The sequence below is a fragment of the Streptomyces sp. NPDC107575 genome (assembly GCF_055657265.1).
On sequence record NZ_JBVKBG010000009.1, the window covers coordinates 74,405 to 90,736 of the forward strand.

At 70.8% G+C, this 16,332-nt stretch carries 17 protein-coding genes; 8 read left to right on the forward strand and 9 right to left on the reverse strand.

Annotated elements, in window-relative coordinates; genetic code table 11:
* Window positions 1-6 precede the first annotated feature (6 nt).
* Both ACZ7L4_RS36510 and ACZ7L4_RS36515 read left to right on the forward strand, forming a co-directional pair.
* Entirely contained in the window at window positions 7-510 is a 504-nt protein-coding gene (locus ACZ7L4_RS36510) for a roadblock/LC7 domain-containing protein (protein WP_472109349.1), read from the forward strand.
* Between the two features lie 41 nt (window positions 511-551).
* The gene (locus ACZ7L4_RS36515; protein ID WP_472109351.1) at window positions 552-926 is read left to right on the forward strand and encodes a roadblock/LC7 domain-containing protein; all 375 of its coding nucleotides are present in this window, start codon (window positions 552-554) and stop codon (window positions 924-926) included.
* A gap of 88 nt (window positions 927-1,014) precedes the next feature.
* Here the strand turns inward: ACZ7L4_RS36515 and ACZ7L4_RS36520 are convergent, their stop codons facing one another.
* The 6 genes from ACZ7L4_RS36520 to ACZ7L4_RS36545 are packed head-to-tail and all read right to left on the reverse strand — an operon-like array spanning window position 1,015 to window position 6,346.
* Entirely contained in the window at window positions 1,015-1,446 is a 432-nt protein-coding gene (locus ACZ7L4_RS36520; RefSeq protein ID WP_472109353.1) for a hypothetical protein, read from the reverse strand.
* An 11-nt stretch (window positions 1,447-1,457) separates the two neighbouring features.
* On the reverse strand, window positions 1,458-2,873 hold the full coding sequence (locus tag ACZ7L4_RS36525; protein WP_472109354.1) for a purine-cytosine permease family protein: 1,416 nt from the start codon (window positions 2,871-2,873) through the stop codon (window positions 1,458-1,460).
* A 12-nt stretch (window positions 2,874-2,885) separates the two neighbouring features.
* Window positions 2,886-3,821: an ABC transporter substrate-binding protein gene (locus ACZ7L4_RS36530; protein ID WP_472109355.1), complete on the reverse strand. Its 936-nt coding sequence runs from the start codon at window positions 3,819-3,821 to the stop codon at window positions 2,886-2,888.
* 20 nt (window positions 3,822-3,841) lie between these two features.
* Window positions 3,842-4,519 carry an ABC transporter permease gene (locus ACZ7L4_RS36535; RefSeq protein ID WP_472109356.1) on the reverse strand — a complete coding sequence of 226 codons (678 nt, stop codon included), beginning with the start codon at window positions 4,517-4,519 and terminating at the stop codon, window positions 3,842-3,844.
* Window positions 4,520-4,526: 7 nt separating this feature from the next.
* Window positions 4,527-5,171 carry an ABC transporter permease gene (locus ACZ7L4_RS36540; protein ID WP_472109357.1) on the reverse strand — a complete coding sequence of 215 codons (645 nt, stop codon included), beginning with the start codon at window positions 5,169-5,171 and terminating at the stop codon, window positions 4,527-4,529.
* Window positions 5,168-6,346, reverse strand: a complete 1,179-nt coding sequence (locus ACZ7L4_RS36545; RefSeq protein ID WP_472109358.1) for an ABC transporter ATP-binding protein — start codon at window positions 6,344-6,346, stop codon at window positions 5,168-5,170. Before ACZ7L4_RS36545 ends, ACZ7L4_RS36540 begins: the two co-directional genes overlap by 4 nt.
* Before the next feature lie 189 nt (window positions 6,347-6,535).
* On the opposite strand from ACZ7L4_RS36545, the gene ACZ7L4_RS36550 reads away from it, so the two are divergent.
* Together ACZ7L4_RS36550 and ACZ7L4_RS36555 are read left to right on the forward strand one after the other, a co-directional pair.
* Window positions 6,536-8,005 (forward strand): aromatic amino acid ammonia-lyase, encoded by a 1,470-nt coding sequence (locus ACZ7L4_RS36550; protein ID WP_472109359.1) that lies wholly within the window; start codon window positions 6,536-6,538, stop codon window positions 8,003-8,005.
* 110 nt (window positions 8,006-8,115) lie between these two features.
* Window positions 8,116-8,997: a MurR/RpiR family transcriptional regulator gene (locus tag ACZ7L4_RS36555; RefSeq protein ID WP_472109360.1), complete on the forward strand. Its 882-nt coding sequence runs from the start codon at window positions 8,116-8,118 to the stop codon at window positions 8,995-8,997.
* Between the two features lie 268 nt (window positions 8,998-9,265).
* Here the strand turns inward: ACZ7L4_RS36555 and ACZ7L4_RS36560 are convergent, their stop codons facing one another.
* The gene (locus ACZ7L4_RS36560; protein ID WP_472109361.1) at window positions 9,266-10,669 is read right to left on the reverse strand and encodes a cystathionine beta-synthase; all 1,404 of its coding nucleotides are present in this window, start codon (window positions 10,667-10,669) and stop codon (window positions 9,266-9,268) included.
* A gap of 158 nt (window positions 10,670-10,827) precedes the next feature.
* Here ACZ7L4_RS36560 and ACZ7L4_RS36565 point away from each other — a divergent pair, with 158 nt between their 5' ends.
* The 3 genes from ACZ7L4_RS36565 (at window position 10,828) to ACZ7L4_RS36575 (ending at window position 14,413) form a co-directional block, all read left to right on the forward strand.
* Window positions 10,828-11,862, forward strand: a complete 1,035-nt coding sequence (locus tag ACZ7L4_RS36565) for an SGNH/GDSL hydrolase family protein (RefSeq protein ID WP_472109362.1) — start codon at window positions 10,828-10,830, stop codon at window positions 11,860-11,862.
* A gap of 257 nt (window positions 11,863-12,119) precedes the next feature.
* Complete coding sequence (locus tag ACZ7L4_RS36570) at window positions 12,120-13,340, forward strand: acetyl-CoA C-acetyltransferase (protein ID WP_450809980.1); 1,221 nt, start codon at window positions 12,120-12,122, stop codon at window positions 13,338-13,340.
* 254 nt (window positions 13,341-13,594) lie between these two features.
* Window positions 13,595-14,413, forward strand: coding sequence for a hypothetical protein (locus ACZ7L4_RS36575; protein WP_472109363.1), 819 nt, complete (start codon window positions 13,595-13,597; stop codon window positions 14,411-14,413).
* Window positions 14,414-14,579: 166 nt separating this feature from the next.
* On the opposite strand, the gene ACZ7L4_RS36580 is transcribed toward ACZ7L4_RS36575, so the two are convergent.
* Window positions 14,580-14,891 carry a hypothetical protein gene (locus ACZ7L4_RS36580; RefSeq protein ID WP_472109364.1) on the reverse strand — a complete coding sequence of 104 codons (312 nt, stop codon included), beginning with the start codon at window positions 14,889-14,891 and terminating at the stop codon, window positions 14,580-14,582.
* Between the two features lie 87 nt (window positions 14,892-14,978).
* On the opposite strand from ACZ7L4_RS36580, the gene ACZ7L4_RS36585 reads away from it, so the two are divergent.
* Entirely contained in the window at window positions 14,979-15,209 is a 231-nt protein-coding gene (locus tag ACZ7L4_RS36585) for a DUF4287 domain-containing protein (RefSeq protein ID WP_385765319.1), read from the forward strand.
* Window positions 15,210-15,302: 93 nt separating this feature from the next.
* Here the strand turns inward: ACZ7L4_RS36585 and ACZ7L4_RS36590 are convergent, their stop codons facing one another.
* Window positions 15,303-16,205 carry a Bax inhibitor-1/YccA family protein gene (locus tag ACZ7L4_RS36590; protein WP_472109365.1) on the reverse strand — a complete coding sequence of 301 codons (903 nt, stop codon included), beginning with the start codon at window positions 16,203-16,205 and terminating at the stop codon, window positions 15,303-15,305.
* Window positions 16,206-16,332 lie beyond the last annotated feature (127 nt).

The following is a 16,332-nucleotide window of genomic DNA, read 5'->3' on the forward strand; positions in this document are numbered from 1 at the left end:
CCTCCGATGGTCGACCAGGGCGAACTCCTCGCCGAACTGCACCGGTTGAGAGTGCGCGTGCCCCAGGTCACCGGCGCCCTCGCCGCCAGCGTCGACGGCCTGGTCCTCGCCCAGGACACCCCGGGCATCGAACCGGAGGGCGTCGCCGCGCTCACCGCCACCGCGCTCGGCGTCGCCCAGCGCCTCGCCGACGCCACCGCCCAGGGCGCCTTCCGTGAACTCCTGGTGCGCGGCGCCGGCGGCTACATCGCCACCTACGCGGCCGGGGACACGGCCGTCCTCACGCTCCTCGCGCAGGACCGGGTCAACGTCGGCCGCCTGCATCTCGAAGGGCGCCGCTCCGGCGCCCGGATCGGGGAACTCACCGCTCCCGACGAGGAAGAGGCGCCGCCCGAGCCGGCCCCCCGCACCCGCGGCCGGGCCCGTGCCCGCACGGCGTCCACCACCACGACCGAGACCGGACTCCCGGTCAGGCCGTCCGCCAATGTGCCGCCCCAGCCCACGAGCTGACCTGCGGCACGCCCTCACGAACGCACGAAAGGACCAGCATCATGGCCAACACCGACACCGCACTCAAGGACGCCCTCGCCTCCATAGAGGGCGCCACCGCCGCGGCCCTCGTCGACTACACGAGCGGCATGGCCCTCGGCACCATCGGCGGCTCCAAGAGCTTCGACCTGGAGGTCGCGGCGGCCGGCAACACCGACGTGGTCCGCTCCAAGCTGCGCACCATGGAGCAGCTTGGGCTCAAGGACGGCATCGAGGACATCCTCATCACCCTCGGCTCCCAGTACCACCTGATCCGCCTGCTCACAGGGCGCGGCGGCAACGGCCTCTTCCTGTACCTGGTGCTCGACAAGTCCCGGGCGAACCTGGCGATGGCCCGCCACCAGCTGAAGAAGATCGAGGCCGAGCTGGAGGTCTGAGCGCCTGTCCGCAGGCACTGAACACGCGAAGGCGCCGCGCTCCACGGAGCACGGCGCCCTTCCTTCCCGTCCCGGGGCCCGCGCCCGGCTACCCCTCCCAGTCGGACTCCTCGCGGTCCCGGCGCTCGCGGCGGCGGACGGGCCCCCACCGCACCGCGTGCAGCCCGTTCACCCCGACGATCCCCGCCCAGGCCACGAAGAGCCCCGGCAGACCGGCGTTGACCACGGCGATCGCGGAGAGCGGGATGGCGAGGACGAGCGAGACGACGGCGAAGCCGAAGCGCTCGCCCCAGTTGTCGGCGCCGGAGTCGCGGGCCCCGCGGGCCACGGTGATCCGGTGCTCGGCCAGCTGTCGTCGCACCCTGCGGTCGACGACGGAGTCGAGTCGCTGCTCGACCTTGTCGAGGAAGGAGTCGACGAGCGCCGGCTCGTACTCGTCACCCAGCTCCCTGCGTGCGTGCAGGGTGGCGTCGAGTTCCTTCTTGAGTTCGGCGTCGCGTGCGCGTTCGCGGGCTTCCATACCGCTCGACGTTACGGAGCGGTGGCCCCGACCGCAGTAGGGCTATCCCCCGTCTTCTCACTGGGCCACGCCCCCGCACCGCGCCGGGCGAGCAGCCAGTACAGGGCGGCGGGCACGACGAGCCCCACGATCCAGGACACGTCCGCGCCGCCCAGCGGCCCGACGAGCGGGCCCGTGTAGAAGGCGGTGGCCAGGAACGGCAGCTGGGCGAGGAGCCCGACCCCGTAGACCACGAGCGCGTCCCAGCGCCAGGCGCCGTAGCGGCCGTGCACGTCGAAGAGCGCCGGGATGTCGTAGCGCTCGCGCGAGATCAGGTAGTAGTCGACCAGGTTGATCGCGGACCACGGCGTGAAGAACGTCAGCAGGAACAGCAGGAAGTCCTTGAACGAGGTCAGGAAGCTGTCCTTGCCCGCCAGGGCGACCACCGTGCCCGCGACCATGATGATCCCGATGTAGAGCGCCCGGCCGCGCTGCGAGAGCACCCGCTGCCCGCGGAATCCGCTGATGCCGGTGACCATCGACATGAAACCGCCGTACGTGTTGAGCACGTTGACGGTGAGCTTGCCGAGCGCGATCACGAAGTAGAAGAACGACGCGGCAAGGCCCGCCCCGCCGAGCGAGACGACGTACCCGACCTGGTTGTCGATGAACTTCTCGCCCGCGCTCGCCGCGACCAGCACACCGAACGCCATCGACCACTGCGAGCCGAGCGCGGACCCGGCGAGCGTCCACCAGAAGGTGGCCTTGCCGCTCGTCGTACGCGGCAGATAGCGCGAGTAGTCCGCGACGTACGGGCCGAAGGCGAGCTGCCAGGAGGCCGACAGGGAGACGGCGAGCAGGAACATCGGCAGCGAGAAGTGCGCGTCGGACAGCAGCGCGCCGACGTCGACCCGGTCGAAGAGCCGCACCGCCAGATAGATGAAGGCGAGCGCGCACACGATGCTCGCCACCCGCCCGAGGACGTGGATGACCCGGTAGCCGACCGTCGCCACGATGCCGGTGACGAGCGCGAAGACGATGATGCCGGTGGTGTCGTTCGTGTGCGTCAGCTGCGCCGTGGCCTGCCCGGCGAGCACGGTGCCGCTCGCGAAGAACCCGACGTACATCAGGATGACCAGGAGCAGCGGGACGACGGCGCCCTTCACCCCGAACTGGGCCCTGGACTGGATCATCTGGGGCAGCCCGAGCTTCGGCCCCTGCGCCGAGTGCAGCGCCATGACGGCGCCGCCGAGCAGGTTGCCGAGCACGAGCCCGATCAGCGACCAGACCACGTCGCCGCCGAAGACGACGGCGAGGGCGCCGGTGACGACGGCCGTGATGTGGAGGTTCGCGCCGAGCCAGAGCGTGAACTGGTTGAACGCGCTGCCGTGCCGCTCACTGTCCGGCACCACGTCGATGGAGTGCTTCTCCACTACCGCTGCGGCCATGCGATGGCCTCCTTACTTCTTGCTGATCCCGTGGCGGCGCGCGTAGTCGTTCGCGACGTCCTCGGGGTCCTTCTTGTCCTTGTCCACGAGCCGGTTCAGCTCGGTGAGGTCCTCGGTCGTCAGCACGTTGCCCAGGCGGGCAAGGGCCTTGCGCACGGTCGAGTCGGCCTTGCGGTCGGCGATCAGCGGCACGATGTGCTGACCGGGGACCAGGTTCTTGGGGTCGCTGAGGACGACCCAGTCGTTGGCGGCGATGTCGGTGTCGGTGGTGAACAGATTCGCCACGTCCACATCGCCCTTCTTGAGGGCGCCCTTCACCAACGGGCCCGACGAGTCGAGGGACTTGAACTCCTTGAACTCGACGCCGTACACGTCCTTGAGGCCGACGGCGCCGACCTGCCGCTTCTTGACCTCGGGAGCCGCGCCGATGACGAGCTTCCCGTTGTGCTTCGCGAGGTCGGCGAGCGACTTGAGCTTGTACTTCTCCGCGGTCTCGCGGGTCACCGCGAACGCGTCCGAGTCCTCGGCCATCCCGTACGGGAGGATCTGCAGGCCGGCCGGGAGGACCATGGCGAGGGCGTTCTGCATCTCGCCCTCCTCGGTGGCCTTGGACTTGGTGTCGAGGTAGTGCAGGAGGGCGCCCTGGTACTCGGGCAGCAGGTCGATGTCGCCGCCCTTGAGGGCGGGGATGAGGATCTCGCGGGTACCGAGGTTGGGCCGCACGCTCGTCTTCACACCTGCGGCCTCCAGCGCGGCCGCGTACAGGTACCCGAGCACCTGGTTCTCGGTGAAGTTGGCGGTGCCGATGGTGACGCCCTTCTTGCTGGAGCCACCACCGGACAGCGAACCCCCTTGCTGGTCCAGGGAGGTGATGCCACTGGAGCAGGCGGCGAGCGCGGGGACGGAGGCCGCGGCGGCCAGGCCGCCGAGGAGAGTACGTCGGTTCATGGTGCCCATCTGGCGTGCTCCTAGGCGGACTTGAGAGTGGAGGGACGATTGCGGAAGAGAAGCCGCTGGAGCCCGGACAGCGCCAGGTCGAGAACGATCGCGACGACCGCGACGAGCACGGCCCCGCCGAGCACCTGCACGAGGTCCCGCTGGGCGAGCCCGTCGAAGACGTAGCGGCCGAGCCCGCCGAAGGACACGTACGCGGCGATGGTGGCGGTGGCGACGACCTGGATGAGCGCGAGCCGAAGCCCCGTCATGATCAGCGGCAGGGCGAGCGGCAACTCGACCTGGAACAGCACCTGGTGGGCCTTCATGCCCTGCCCGCGCGCGGCGTCCCGCACCTCGGGGTCGACGGCGGTCATCCCCGCGTACGTATTGGTGACGATGGACGGCACGGCGAGGGCGACGAGCGCGATGTAGACGGGCCACATGGAAAGCCCGCTCGCGAGGAACACCAGCACGACCAGGCCCACGGTCGGCAGCGCCCGCCCGAAGGACGACAGGTTGATGGCGATGAAGGCGCCGCGCCCGGTGTGCCCGATGAGCAGCCCGACCGGGAGGGCGATGGCGGCGGCGACGAGCGTGGCGAGCAGCGAGTACTGGAGGTGCTCGGCGATGCGCGTCGCGATGCCGTCGCTGCCCGCCCACTGCTCCGAGCCGACCAGCCAGGCGCCGAGGTTCTTGAAGAGTTCGAACATGGCGGGTTCAGGCCTTCCGGGTCCGGGTCCACGGGGTGAGCAGCCGCTGTACGCCGACGAGCAGCGCGTCCGCGACGAGCGCGAGCAGCAGGGTCAGCACGACGCCCACGATCACCGGGGTCGGGAAGTTCCGCTGGAACCCGTCGGTGAACAGCTGACCGAGCCCGCCGTCCCCGATGTAGGTCGCCACGGACACGAGCGAGATGGCCATCACGGTGGCGATCCGCACGCCCGCCATGATCACGGGCAGCGCGAGCGGCAGCTCGACGGTGAGCAGCGTCCGCATCGGCCGCGTCCCCATGGCCTTCGCGGCCTCCTTGGTCTTCGCGGGCACGGAGTCGAGCCCCTCGACCGTGTTACGGAGCAGCACGACGAGCGTGTAGATCGTCAGCCCGATGACGGTGGTGGTACGGGTGAGCCCGGAGACGGGCAGCAGCAGCACGAAGACCGCGATGGACGGGATGGTGAACAGCACGTTCGACATCCCGAGCAGAAACCCGCGCAGGGCCCGCACCCGATGCGCGACGACGGCGAGCGGCAGGGATATGAGCAGCCCGAACAGCACGGCACTGAGGGCGGCTTGGAGGTGCGAGAGGGTGAGGGTGGCGAGATCGGCCTGGTGCGAGCCGATCCATTCCCAGTCGATGGTCACGCGACGTCCCCGGCCTTCTCGCCGTTCCCCGCCCCGGCACCATCGACCTCTGCTTCGGTGCCGTCGAGCCCCGGTGCAGGCAAATCAAGCCCCTGCGGCGATTGAGCAGCGGGGTCCGGGGCAGAGCCCCGAGACGTCAACCCCGCCTGGGCATCAAGATGCGCCCGACCGGACCGCTCATGGACGTCGTCCCGCGACGACACCCCCGTGAACACCCCATCCGCATCCACCCGGACGACCAACCCCACGGGCGACGCCACCGACTCGTTCAACGCCGACAACAGCGAGTCCCCATCGCGGAGCGCCCGCACGGGAGACTCCGCCCCACCGTCCCGCTCGCGCCAAGCGACCGGCTTACGCCCCTCGTCGAGCACCAGCTCCCACGAACCGCCCTCCGGCGCGGCCCCCTGCGCCACATCCCCCAACGTCGACAGCGACAACAACTTGAGCCCCCGCTCGGCCCCCAGGAAGTCCGCGACGAACTCGTCGGCCGGCCGCGCGAGCAGCTCCCCCGGCGGAGCACACTGCACGAGGTGCCCGCCCTCCCGGAACACCGCGATCCGGTCCCCGAGCCGCACCGCCTCGTCGATGTCGTGCGTGACGAAGACGATCGTCTTGCTCAACTCGGTCTGCAGCCGCAGCAGTTCGTCCTGAAGCTGCGTGCGCACGACCGGGTCGACGGCCCCGAACGGCTCGTCCATCAGCAGCACCGGCGGATCCGCGGCCAGCGCCCGCGCGACACCCACCCGCTGCTGCTGCCCGCCGGACAACTGGTGCGGATACCGCTTCCCCATGTCCGCCGACAGCCCGACCCGCTCGAGCAGCTCACCGGCCGCCGCCCGCGCCTTCTTCCGCCCCCACCCGAGCAGCAGCGGCACGGTCGCGACGTTGTCGAGAACCGTCCGGTGCGGGAAGAGACCCGCCTGCTGGATCACGTACCCGATGGAGCGCCGCAGCTCGGCCGCGTCCTGCTCCAGGACGTCGCGCCCGCCGACCCGAATGGTGCCCGACGAGGGCTCGACCATACGATTGATCATCCGGAGGCTCGTCGTCTTGCCGCAGCCCGACGACCCGACGAAGACGGTCACGCCCCCTTCCGGCATGTCGAGCGAGAGATCGTGGACCGCTGTCGTGCCGTTGGGGAATCGCTTGTGGACCGCTTCGAACTGGATCATGGAGCGCCTCTGGAGTCCTCTTGCCCGTCCTGCATATCGTCATGCAGAGTTCTCGGTGCGTGAATAATTTGTCAATGCCTCCGTGTAAATCATCGGTAAATCCCCTCGCCGGGCCCGAACTGTGAGACGCGGACGCCCTTTTGCGGCACAGGCGACCTTTGGCCACCTTTCGAGGAGGAAAAGCCAGTGATGTCCCACCCGGCCCACCCGGTCGTCGTGCTCGACGGCCACGGCCTCCCGGTCGCCGACGTCGTCCGCCTCGCCCACGCGAGCGCCCGCCCGGTCCCCGGCACGGACGCCATGAAGCGCGTGGAGCGGTCCTGGAACGCGGCGCGGGAGATCGCCGCCTGGGGCAGGGTCTACGGCCGCTCCACCGGCGTCGGCGCCAACCGCAGCGAGGACGTGCCCACCGAGGCCGCCGCCGACCACGGCCTGCGCCTGCTGCGCAGCCACGCGGGCGCGATCGGCGACGAGCTGCCCGAGCGCGAGGTGCGGGCGATGCTCGCGGTCCGCGCGAACCAGCTCCTGGCGGGCGGCGCGGGCCTGCGCCCCACGGTCGTCACGGCCCTGTGCGAGGCCCTGGAGGCGGGCGCGTACCCGGCGGTCAACGAGCACGGCTCGGTCGGCACCGGCGACATCGCGCCGCTCTCCCAGATGGGCCTGGCCCTGGCCGGCGAGCACCCCTGGCGCGGCAAGGGCACCCCGCCCAAGCCCCAGCCCCTCGACAACAACGACGCCCTCGCCCTGATCTCCTCCAACGCGCTCACCCTCGGCCAGGCCGCCCTCGCCCTGCACGAGCTGCGCGACCTGCTCGCGGCGACCGACCTGGTGGCGGCCCTGAGCCTGCTCGCGGTCGACGGTTCCTACGAGGCGTACGCCCTGCCCGTGCACGAGTCCCGCCGCCACAAGGGCAGCTTCGACGTGGCGGCCCGAATGCGCGGGATCCTCGGCGCGGACGACCACCCCACGCCCCCGCTGGGCCGGATCCAGGACCCGTACGGCTTCCGCTGCGTGCCGCAGATCCACGGCCCGGCGCTTGACGCCGCGGACGCCCTGGAGGACGTCCTCACGGTGGAGATCAACGCCGCGGCGGAGAACCCCCTGATCTCGTACACGGAGATGGCGGCGTACCACCACGGCGGCTTCTACATGGCCCAACTCGCCCTCGCGCTCGACCACTTCAGGCTCGCGATCAGCCAGGTGGCCCGCCTCTCCACGTCCCGCCTCTCCACCCTCAACGAACCGAACTTCACCCGCCTGCGCCCGTTCCTCGCCGACGGCGAACCGGCCTCGTCCGGCGTGATGATCCTGGAGTACGCCGCCGGTGGCGCCCTCGCCGACCTGCGCGCCTTCTCCGCCCCCGCATCGCTCGGCCACGCGGTCCTCTCGCGCGGCGTCGAGGAGCAGGCCAGCTTCGCCTCCCTGGCGGCCCGTCAGACCCTGCGCGCGTGCGCGGCGTTCCGCCAGGTCGTGGGCTGCGAACTGGTCGCGGCGGTGCGGGCGTTGCGGCTGCGCGATCTGCACCCGGACACGGAGCTTCCGGTGGGGCGGGCCTTCGAGCTGGCGACGCGGGAGCTTCCCGACGACGTGGCGGACCGGCCCCTGACGCACGACGTGGAGCGGGCGGCGGCCCTGCTGGAGCGGTTCGTCGAGCAGTGACGGGGGGGGACCGGCACCCCGGCAGAAGGCCTGGAACCTCTGGCGCCCCCACCCCCTGCCTGAATAGAATCATGCACGAATTGCCACCGTTGAATGGACCGGCGGGAGACATGAGCGAGCGCACGGACAGCACACGGAGCGGGACGGGGAGCGACGCGGGGACGCACAGCCCCTCCGCCCGCCTCCAGAACCTCTTCGAGGGGCACCGCCTCACCCCCACCCAGCGGCGCATCGCGCACTGCATGGTGCGGCGGGCGGCCGAGGTGCCGTTCCTGTCGTCCGTGGAGCTGGCCGAGCTCGCGGGCGTCAGCCAGCCCTCCGTCACCCGGTTCGCGGTGGCGCTCGGCTTCGACGGCTATCCGGCGCTGCGCAAGCACCTGCGCGAGACGTCCCCCGCCGAACCGGCCGCCGACGCCCTGGCCAACGAGTACCAGCAGGCCGTGGAAGCCGAGATCGCCAACCTCCGGCACCTCGCCGACCTGCTCGCCGACCCTGAGCCGGTCGAGCGGGCGGGCCGGCTCCTCGCCGCCTCGCCGACGCTGCTCGTCCTCGGGCTGCGCGCGGCCGCGTCCCAGGCGTTCGGCTTCGCCTACTTCGCCGGGAAGGTGCACCCCGACGTCCGCCTCCTCGACGAGGGCGGCACCATGCTCGCCGACCGCATCGACGCGGCCGTCCGCGCGGGCGCCACGACCCTGCTCTGCTTCGCGCTCCCCCGCCACCCGCGCGAGGTCGTCGAGACCCTCGCGTACGCGAAGGAGGCGGGCCTGACCGTCGTCACGGTCGCCGACTCCGCCTTCGCGCCCGTCGCCCGCCACTCCGACCTGCTGCTGCCCGCGGCGGTCGGCACGGGCCTCGCCTTCGACACGGCGTGCTCGCCGATGCTGCTCGGGCGGGTGCTCCTGGAGGCGATGTGCGACGAACTGCCGCAGGCCCAGGCACGGCTCGAGGAGTTCGACGTCCGGGCCGCGGAGCGCGGCCTCTTCATGGAGTGAACCGGGGTGACTCCCGTACGGGAGAAGTGAGTTGCGCGGGGACCGCCGCACCCCCGTGAACGGGGGGCGGGACGACGGCGGTCCCCGCGAAGGGTGTTGCACCGGGTCAGGCCGTGTGCACACCCAGGGCGTCCGTGGAGGTCCGGGAGCCGCTCCGGAGTTCCTGGCGCCACTGACCAATGTGCCGGAGCCGTGTTAAGCCGGTGCTGCGTGCACGTGTCGCGCTCGTACCGTTTTCGCGAACCGGCGGCTCCGGTACGCCGGTCGGCTACTTCGTGCCGGTCCTCGTGCCGGTCCTCGCCAGGAACGACAGCAGGTCCTGACGGCTCACCACACCCGTCGGCCTGCCCTCGACCAGCACGATCGCCGCGTCGGCCGCGCCCAGCACGTTCATCAGGTCCGCCACCGGCTCACCGGATCCGACCTGCGGCAGCGGCGCCGACATGTGCTTCTCCAACGGGTCGTGCAGGGAGGCCCGTTGGGTGAACAGCGCGTCGAGCAGCTCGCGCTCCACCACGGACCCGATGACCTCGGCGGCCATCACGTCCGGGTGCCCGGCCCCCGGCTTCACGATCGGCATCTGCGAGACCCCGTACTCGCGCAGTACGTCGATGGCCTCGCCGACCGTCTCCTCCGGGTGCATGTGGACCAGCGACGGCAGCGCGCCGCCCTCCTTGTCCTTCAGCACGTCGCCGACGCGCGCGCTGGGCCCGGAGTCCTCCAGGAAGCCGTAGTCCGCCATCCAGTCGTCGTTGAAGATCTTCGAGAGGTATCCGCGCCCGCTGTCCGGCAGCAGCACGACCACGATGTCGTCAGGACCGAGCCGCTCCGCGACCCGCAGCGCCGCCACCACGGCCATCCCGCAGGAGCCGCCGACGAGCAGCCCCTCCTCCTTCGCGAGCCGCCGCGTCATCTGGAACGAGTCCTTGTCGGACACCGCGACGATCTCGTCGGCGACCTCCCGGTCGTACGCGGTCGGCCAGAAGTCCTCGCCGACGCCCTCGACGAGGTACGGCCGCCCCGACCCGCCCGAGTACACCGAGCCCTCGGGGTCGGCCCCGACGACCTGGACCCGCCCCTCGCTCGCGTCCTTCAGATAGCGCCCGGTCCCGGAGATGGTGCCGCCGGTGCCGACCCCCGCCACGAAGTGGGTGATCCGGCCGTCCGTCTGCTCCCACAGCTCGGGGCCGGTGGAGTGGTAGTGCGACTCGGGATTGTGCGGGTTGCTGTACTGGTCCGGCTTCCAGGCGCCGGGCGTCTCACGGACGAGGCGGTCCGAGACGTTGTAGTACGAGTCCGGGTGCTCGGGATCCACCGCCGTCGGGCAGACCACCACCTCGGCGCCGTACGCCCGCAGCACATTGATCTTGTCCGTGGAGACCTTGTCGGGGCAGACGAAGATGCACTTGTAGCCCTTCTGCTGGGCCACCATGGCGAGGCCGACGCCGGTGTTTCCGCTGGTCGGCTCGACGATGGTGCCGCCGGGCCTCAGCTCACCGCTCTTCTCCGCCGCCTCGATCATGCGCAGCGCGATGCGGTCCTTCACGCTGCCGCCGGGATTGAAGTACTCGACCTTGGCCAGGACGGTCGCCCGCAGCCCTTCGGTCACCTTGTTGAGCCTCACCAGCGGGGTGTTGCCGACGAGGTCGATCATCGATTCGTGGATGCGCACCGTGGTCTCCGGGTTCTCCTCCGTAATGGTGCCGCCAGGGTAAGGCGCACACCATGGACCATGTCGCTTCATCCGGCGTTGCGATTGGCCGACAGGGATAACGGGGCAAGGAGTCCTTGTAGCCGTAAAAGAGTCGCAGAGGCAGGTGGCCGCGGAACATGTCGAGCAGGGCGAGGGTGGCACGGCGGATCGCAGCGGGCGCGGCGTACGGCGGCGGCGGGATCGGGCTGCTCGGCGCGGCCACGGTCGGCGTCGTGCTCGCCGAGGTGCAGATCGCGCGCCGCCAGGTCGGCAATCACGGCTCCGAGCCGGTGCACGTGCCGGCGGCGGACGGGGTCTACGGCCGGCGGATGTACGGCCCCCGTGACGGCGAACCACTGCGCTTCCTCATGCTGGGCGACTCGACCGCCGCCGGGCAGGGCGTGCACCGGGCCGGGCAGACGCCGGGCGCGCTGCTCGCTTCCGGGCTTGCGGCGGTGGCGGAGCGGACCGTGGAGCTGCGCAATGTGGCGCTGCCGGGCGCGCGCTCCGACGACCTGGATCGGCAGGTGCCGCTCGGCCTCGCCGATCCCGGCTGGCAGCCCGACGTCTGCGTGATCATGATCGGCGCGAACGACGTCACGCACCGCATCCCGGCGACGAAGTCCGTACGCCATCTGTCCGCGGCCGTCCGCCGGCTGCGCACGGCCGGTGCGGAGGTGGTGGTCGGCACGTGCCCGGATCTCGGCTCGGTGGAGCCGGTCCAGCAGCCGCTGCGGTGGCTGGCCCGGCGCGCCTCGCGGCAGCTCGCCGCGGCGCAGACCATCGGGACGGTGGAGCAGGGCGGGCGCACGGTGTCGCTGGGCGACCTGCTGGGGCCCGAGTTCGCGGCGAACCCCCGGGAGCTCTTCGGCCCGGACAACTACCACCCCTCCGTGGAGGGGTACGCGACCGCGGCCATGGCCGTCCTTCCGACCCTCTGCGCCTCGCTGGGCCTGTGGCCCGAGGAGGAGCGCCCGGACGTCTCCCGCTCGGAGGGCTTCCTGCCGGTCGCTCGCGCGGCGGCGAGGGCGGCGCAGGAGGGCGGAACGGAGGTCGCCGCCGCGATGCCGACCGGTCCCCGGGGGCCGTGGGCGCTGCTCAAGCGGCGCCGTAGGCGGCGGGTCTCCAGCGAGGACCCGGTACCGGCTCACTCAAGCCCCGCCGGCGATTGAGGCGCGGGGCATGGGGCAGGGCCCCAATCTTTCGCCCCGTCCGGCGTCGCGCTCCCGGGGCTCCGCCCCGGACCCCGCTGCTCAATCGCCGCAGGGGCTTGATATTTCAAGCCCCGCCGATCCCTCCCGGGGCTTGATGGGCTGAGCAAGCGCTTAGTAAAGTGCGGTGGGGGTCACACCCCTGTACCGGTGACCCGAGCCGTACGTACGGGTAACTTCCCTCACGGTCAGCCGTATCGAACTCTTGGAGCCGCGTGATGCCCGAAGCAGTGATCGTCTCAGCCGCCCGTTCCCCCATCGGCCGCGCCTTCAAGGGGTCGCTCAAGGACCTCCGCCCGGACGACCTGACCGCCACGATCATCCAGGCCGCCCTGGCCAAGGTCCCCGAGCTCGACCCGCGCGAGATCGACGACCTGATGCTCGGCTGCGGCCTCCCCGGCGGCGAGCAGGGCAACAACCTCGGCCGCATCGTCTCCGTGCAGATGGGCATGGACCACCTCCCGGGCTGCACCGTCACCCGGTACTGCTCCAGCTCGCTCCAGACGACCCGCATGGCGCTGCACGCCATCAAGGCCGGCGAGGGCGACGTCTTCATCTCGGCCGGCGTCGAGATGGTGTCCCGCTTCGCGAAGGGGAACTCCGACTCCCTCCCCGACACCCACAACCCGTTCTTCGCCGAGGCCGAGGCCCGCACCGCCGAGGTCGCGACCCAGGAGAACACCACCTGGCACGACCCGCGCGAGGACGGCCTGGTCCCGGACGCGTACATCGCGATGGGCCAGACCGCCGAGAACCTGGCCCGCCTGAAGGGCATCACGCGCGAGGACATGGACGTCTTCGGCGTGCGCTCGCAGAACCGCGCCGAGGAAGCCATCAAGAACGGCTTCTGGGAGCGCGAGATCACCCCCGTCACGACCCCCGACGGGACCGTCGTGAGCAAGGACGACGGCCCGCGCGCCGGCGTCACCCTCGAAGGCGTCTCGGGCCTCAAGCCCGTATTCCGCCCCGACGGCCTCGTCACGGCCGCCAACTGCTGCCCGCTGAACGACGGCGCCGCCGCCCTCGTGATCATGTCGGACACCAAGGCGCGCGAGCTGGGCCTGACCCCGCTCGCCCGCGTCGTCTCCACCGGCGTCTCCGGCCTGTCCCCGGAGATCATGGGCCTCGGCCCGGTCGAGGCCAGCAAGCAGGCGCTGAAGCGCGCCGGGCTCGGCGTCGACGACATCGACCTGTTCGAGATCAACGAGGCCTTCGCCGCGCAGGTCATCCCGTCCGCCCGCGACCTGGGCATCGACGAGGACAAGCTGAACGTGAACGGCGGCGCCATCGCCGTCGGCCACCCCTTCGGCATGACCGGCGCCCGCATCACCGGCACGCTGATCAACTCGCTCCAGTTCCACGACAAGCAGTTCGGTCTGGAGACCATGTGCGTGGGCGGTGGACAGGGCATGGCGATGGTCATCGAGCGCCTGAGCTGACCCCCTGCCGATCCCCTTCGGACCCCGGCGGTCTATCCGTTCGTGATCCAATCTCCCCCAGGATGTGACGTGCATCTCGGGGGAGATTCATTTTCGCAGGTCAACCCCGTTCCCACCCCATACCGGGCCTAAACGCCCGCCAAAAGACCTGTCCGTTTCGTGACGTAATGCACTGACAGCTGGTTCGTCCAGGCTTCAAGCTGATGTAGGAAGTCGGGGGTCGACTTGAAACCGGGAGTACGTCAGTGAGCGCCATGCCCGCAGCCATCAGTGTCCTTGTGCTCGCCACGGCCGCTGCCACGGCCGTCGGAGCCGTCACCCTGCAGCACGTCAGGGGACTGCGTCGACAGGTCTCGGAACTGCGCGACGAGCTGAGCAGGGACCGCGCCGATCAGGCGCTCCCCGCCGTTCCCGCCGCGCGTGCCACGCCCGACGCCGAGGCGATACGCAACGCCGTCGCCGACGCCCTCGCCGAGGAGCGGGAGCGCGAGCTGGCGGAGGCCCGTGCGTTCTGGGCCGCCCAGGAGGCGCGCGACAGCTCGGAGCTGCCGCCGTTCCTGGCCGGCGGAGCGCTGGGCGACGACATGTTCCTGCCGCGTCAGGCGGACCTCGCGGGCCTGGAGCCCTTCGGGGAGCCGGCCCTGGAGCCGGAGGACGAGTTCGCCGGCACGGCCGCGCTCGATGAGATCGTCGAGGAGTCGCCCGAGCTGGCCGCCGCCCGCCGCAGGCACCCCTCGCACCCCGACTTCGTCCCGGTGCAGTCGCCGGTCGTCGGCGACCACGAGCGCACGGTGCAGTGCCTCGAGGAGCTGGCGCAGACCCGCACCGCCCTCGCGGACGTCCGTCCCGGCCCGCTCGGCACGCTCGACGTGTACGTGTTCGCCGACGGCACGACCCTTTGCATGACCCCCGGCCACCGGGAGACGGCGGAGCAGCTGGCGTCCGCCCTGCGCGACGGCGAGACCCCGGTGCTGCTCGGCGGCTCGGGCGTCTCCGGCGCGTACGCCCTGACCTTCGAGTGCGCCAAGGACAACGTCTACATACTGGCCGACCGCGTCATAGCTTCGGCCTGAACCGGCGTTGCGCCCTCGGGGCTCCGCCCCGGACCCCGCGCCTCAAACGCCGGCGGGGCTGGATATGTCGCCCCGGATGTACGGCCCCCGCGCTTCCAGCTGCGGACCAGGTATGTGAAGCCCCTGCGGCGATTGAGCAGCGGGGTCCGGGGCGGAGCCCCGTGAGCTAGACCCCGGCCCGCTTCATCGCCGCCTCGACCAGCTCCACCGCCTCCGCGACCTCCCCCGCATCCCGGAGGGAGACCGCCAAGTCCCGCCCGGCCACCGTGATTTGATCCGCCGCCGCGAACATCCCCGCGTCGGGCATCTCCCGCACGGACCCGCCGGGCGCGTCCAGCCTCTGGGCCCACCCCGAAAGCTCCCTGGCCAGCGCCAGCGCCTCCGCTGCGGCACCCCGCTGCAATCTGCTCTGCGGCGCGGCCCGGAGCCGATCGGCGAACTGATCCACTGCTGCGGTCAAAGGCGTCGTATCAAGCACGCGCCGACTGTAGCTGTTTACAAGGCCCCGACGCTCAGGCACGGTGGCGTGAAGGACCGGCCACATCGAAGCGTTCCGGAGGCGCCGATGTCCCAAGTCTTCTCCGAGGAGACCCACCGCAATCTGCTGGCTCGCATCCCCCACTGCACCGGTCGTGAACTTGCCGACTGGATGCGCACCGTCGAAGAAGGCCCCTGCTTCCTTCGCTTCGAAGAGAAGGTCAGTTGGCTGCGTGGCGAGCACGATCTCGCGTACGGCCACGCGAAAGCGATCATCCACGAGTACGACCTGAGGCGCGCCGCACGGCGATTCCGTTAGCGCGCCGCTCCCCCTCACAACACTCACCTCACGGAAAAGGGGCCCGCGCACCGTCCGGTGCGCGGGCCCCCTACCGTCGGGCGGCTGTTACGCCTAGTCGTTGCCCTGCAGGATCGCGATGAGCCGCAGGAACTCCATGTAGATCCACACCAGCGTCATGGTGAGACCGAAGGCCGCGAGCCACGCCTCTTCCTTCGGGGCGCCGTACGCGATGCCGTCCTCGACCTGCTTGAAGTCGAGGGCCAGGAAGCAGGCACCGAGCAGGATGCCGATGATGCCGAACAGGATGCCGAGGCCACCGCTGCGGAAGCCGAGGCCGTCACCGCCGCCGAAGACGGCGAACAGCAGGTTGATGCCCATCAGCAGGACGAAGGCCATCGCCGCGGCCATCACGAAGCCGTAGAAGCGACGGTTGACTCGGATCCAGCCCGCCTTGTACGCGACGAGGACCGCCGTGAAGACGGCCATCGTGCCGAGCACGGCCTGCATGGCCGCGCCGCTGGCGATCCAGTTGTCGACGATGCTCGAGAGCACGCCGAGGAAGACACCCTCGAGGGCGGCGTACGTCAGGATGATCGCCGGCGACGCCTTGCGCTTGAAGGCCTGGACGAAGCCCAGGATCATCGCGACGAGGCCGGCTCCGATCGCGATGCCGTACGACTTGCCGATGTTGGCCTCGTCGACGGGCAGCAGCGCCCAGGAGAGCGCCGCCGTGACGATCAGCAGGCCGAGCGTCATGCCCGTCCGCGTGATGACGTCGTCGATCGTCATGCGGCCGGTGGTGGCGGGCGCCTGCGGAGCCCCGTACTGGACGTCCTGCTGCGCGTAGGGGTTCTGCGCGTACGGGTTGCCGGCGGGGGCCTGGCCGTACGGATTGGCCTGCGTCCCTACGGCGGGGCCCCCGGCCTGCGGCTGCTGCGCGTTCGCGTTGAACTGCGCGTAGCCGTTGTCGCGGCTGAACCCCCGTCGCGAGAAGACCGGGTTGCTGCTCCTCATTTCACTCCTCCATGGCCACCGTGTATGGCCTTGCCATCAAGAGTAATGGTCTGGCAAAGATCCGACCCTAGTGCTCAGGGAGGATCTTTCCCACACTGTTACGAGGAACGTCCCGTGCGCCCTCTGT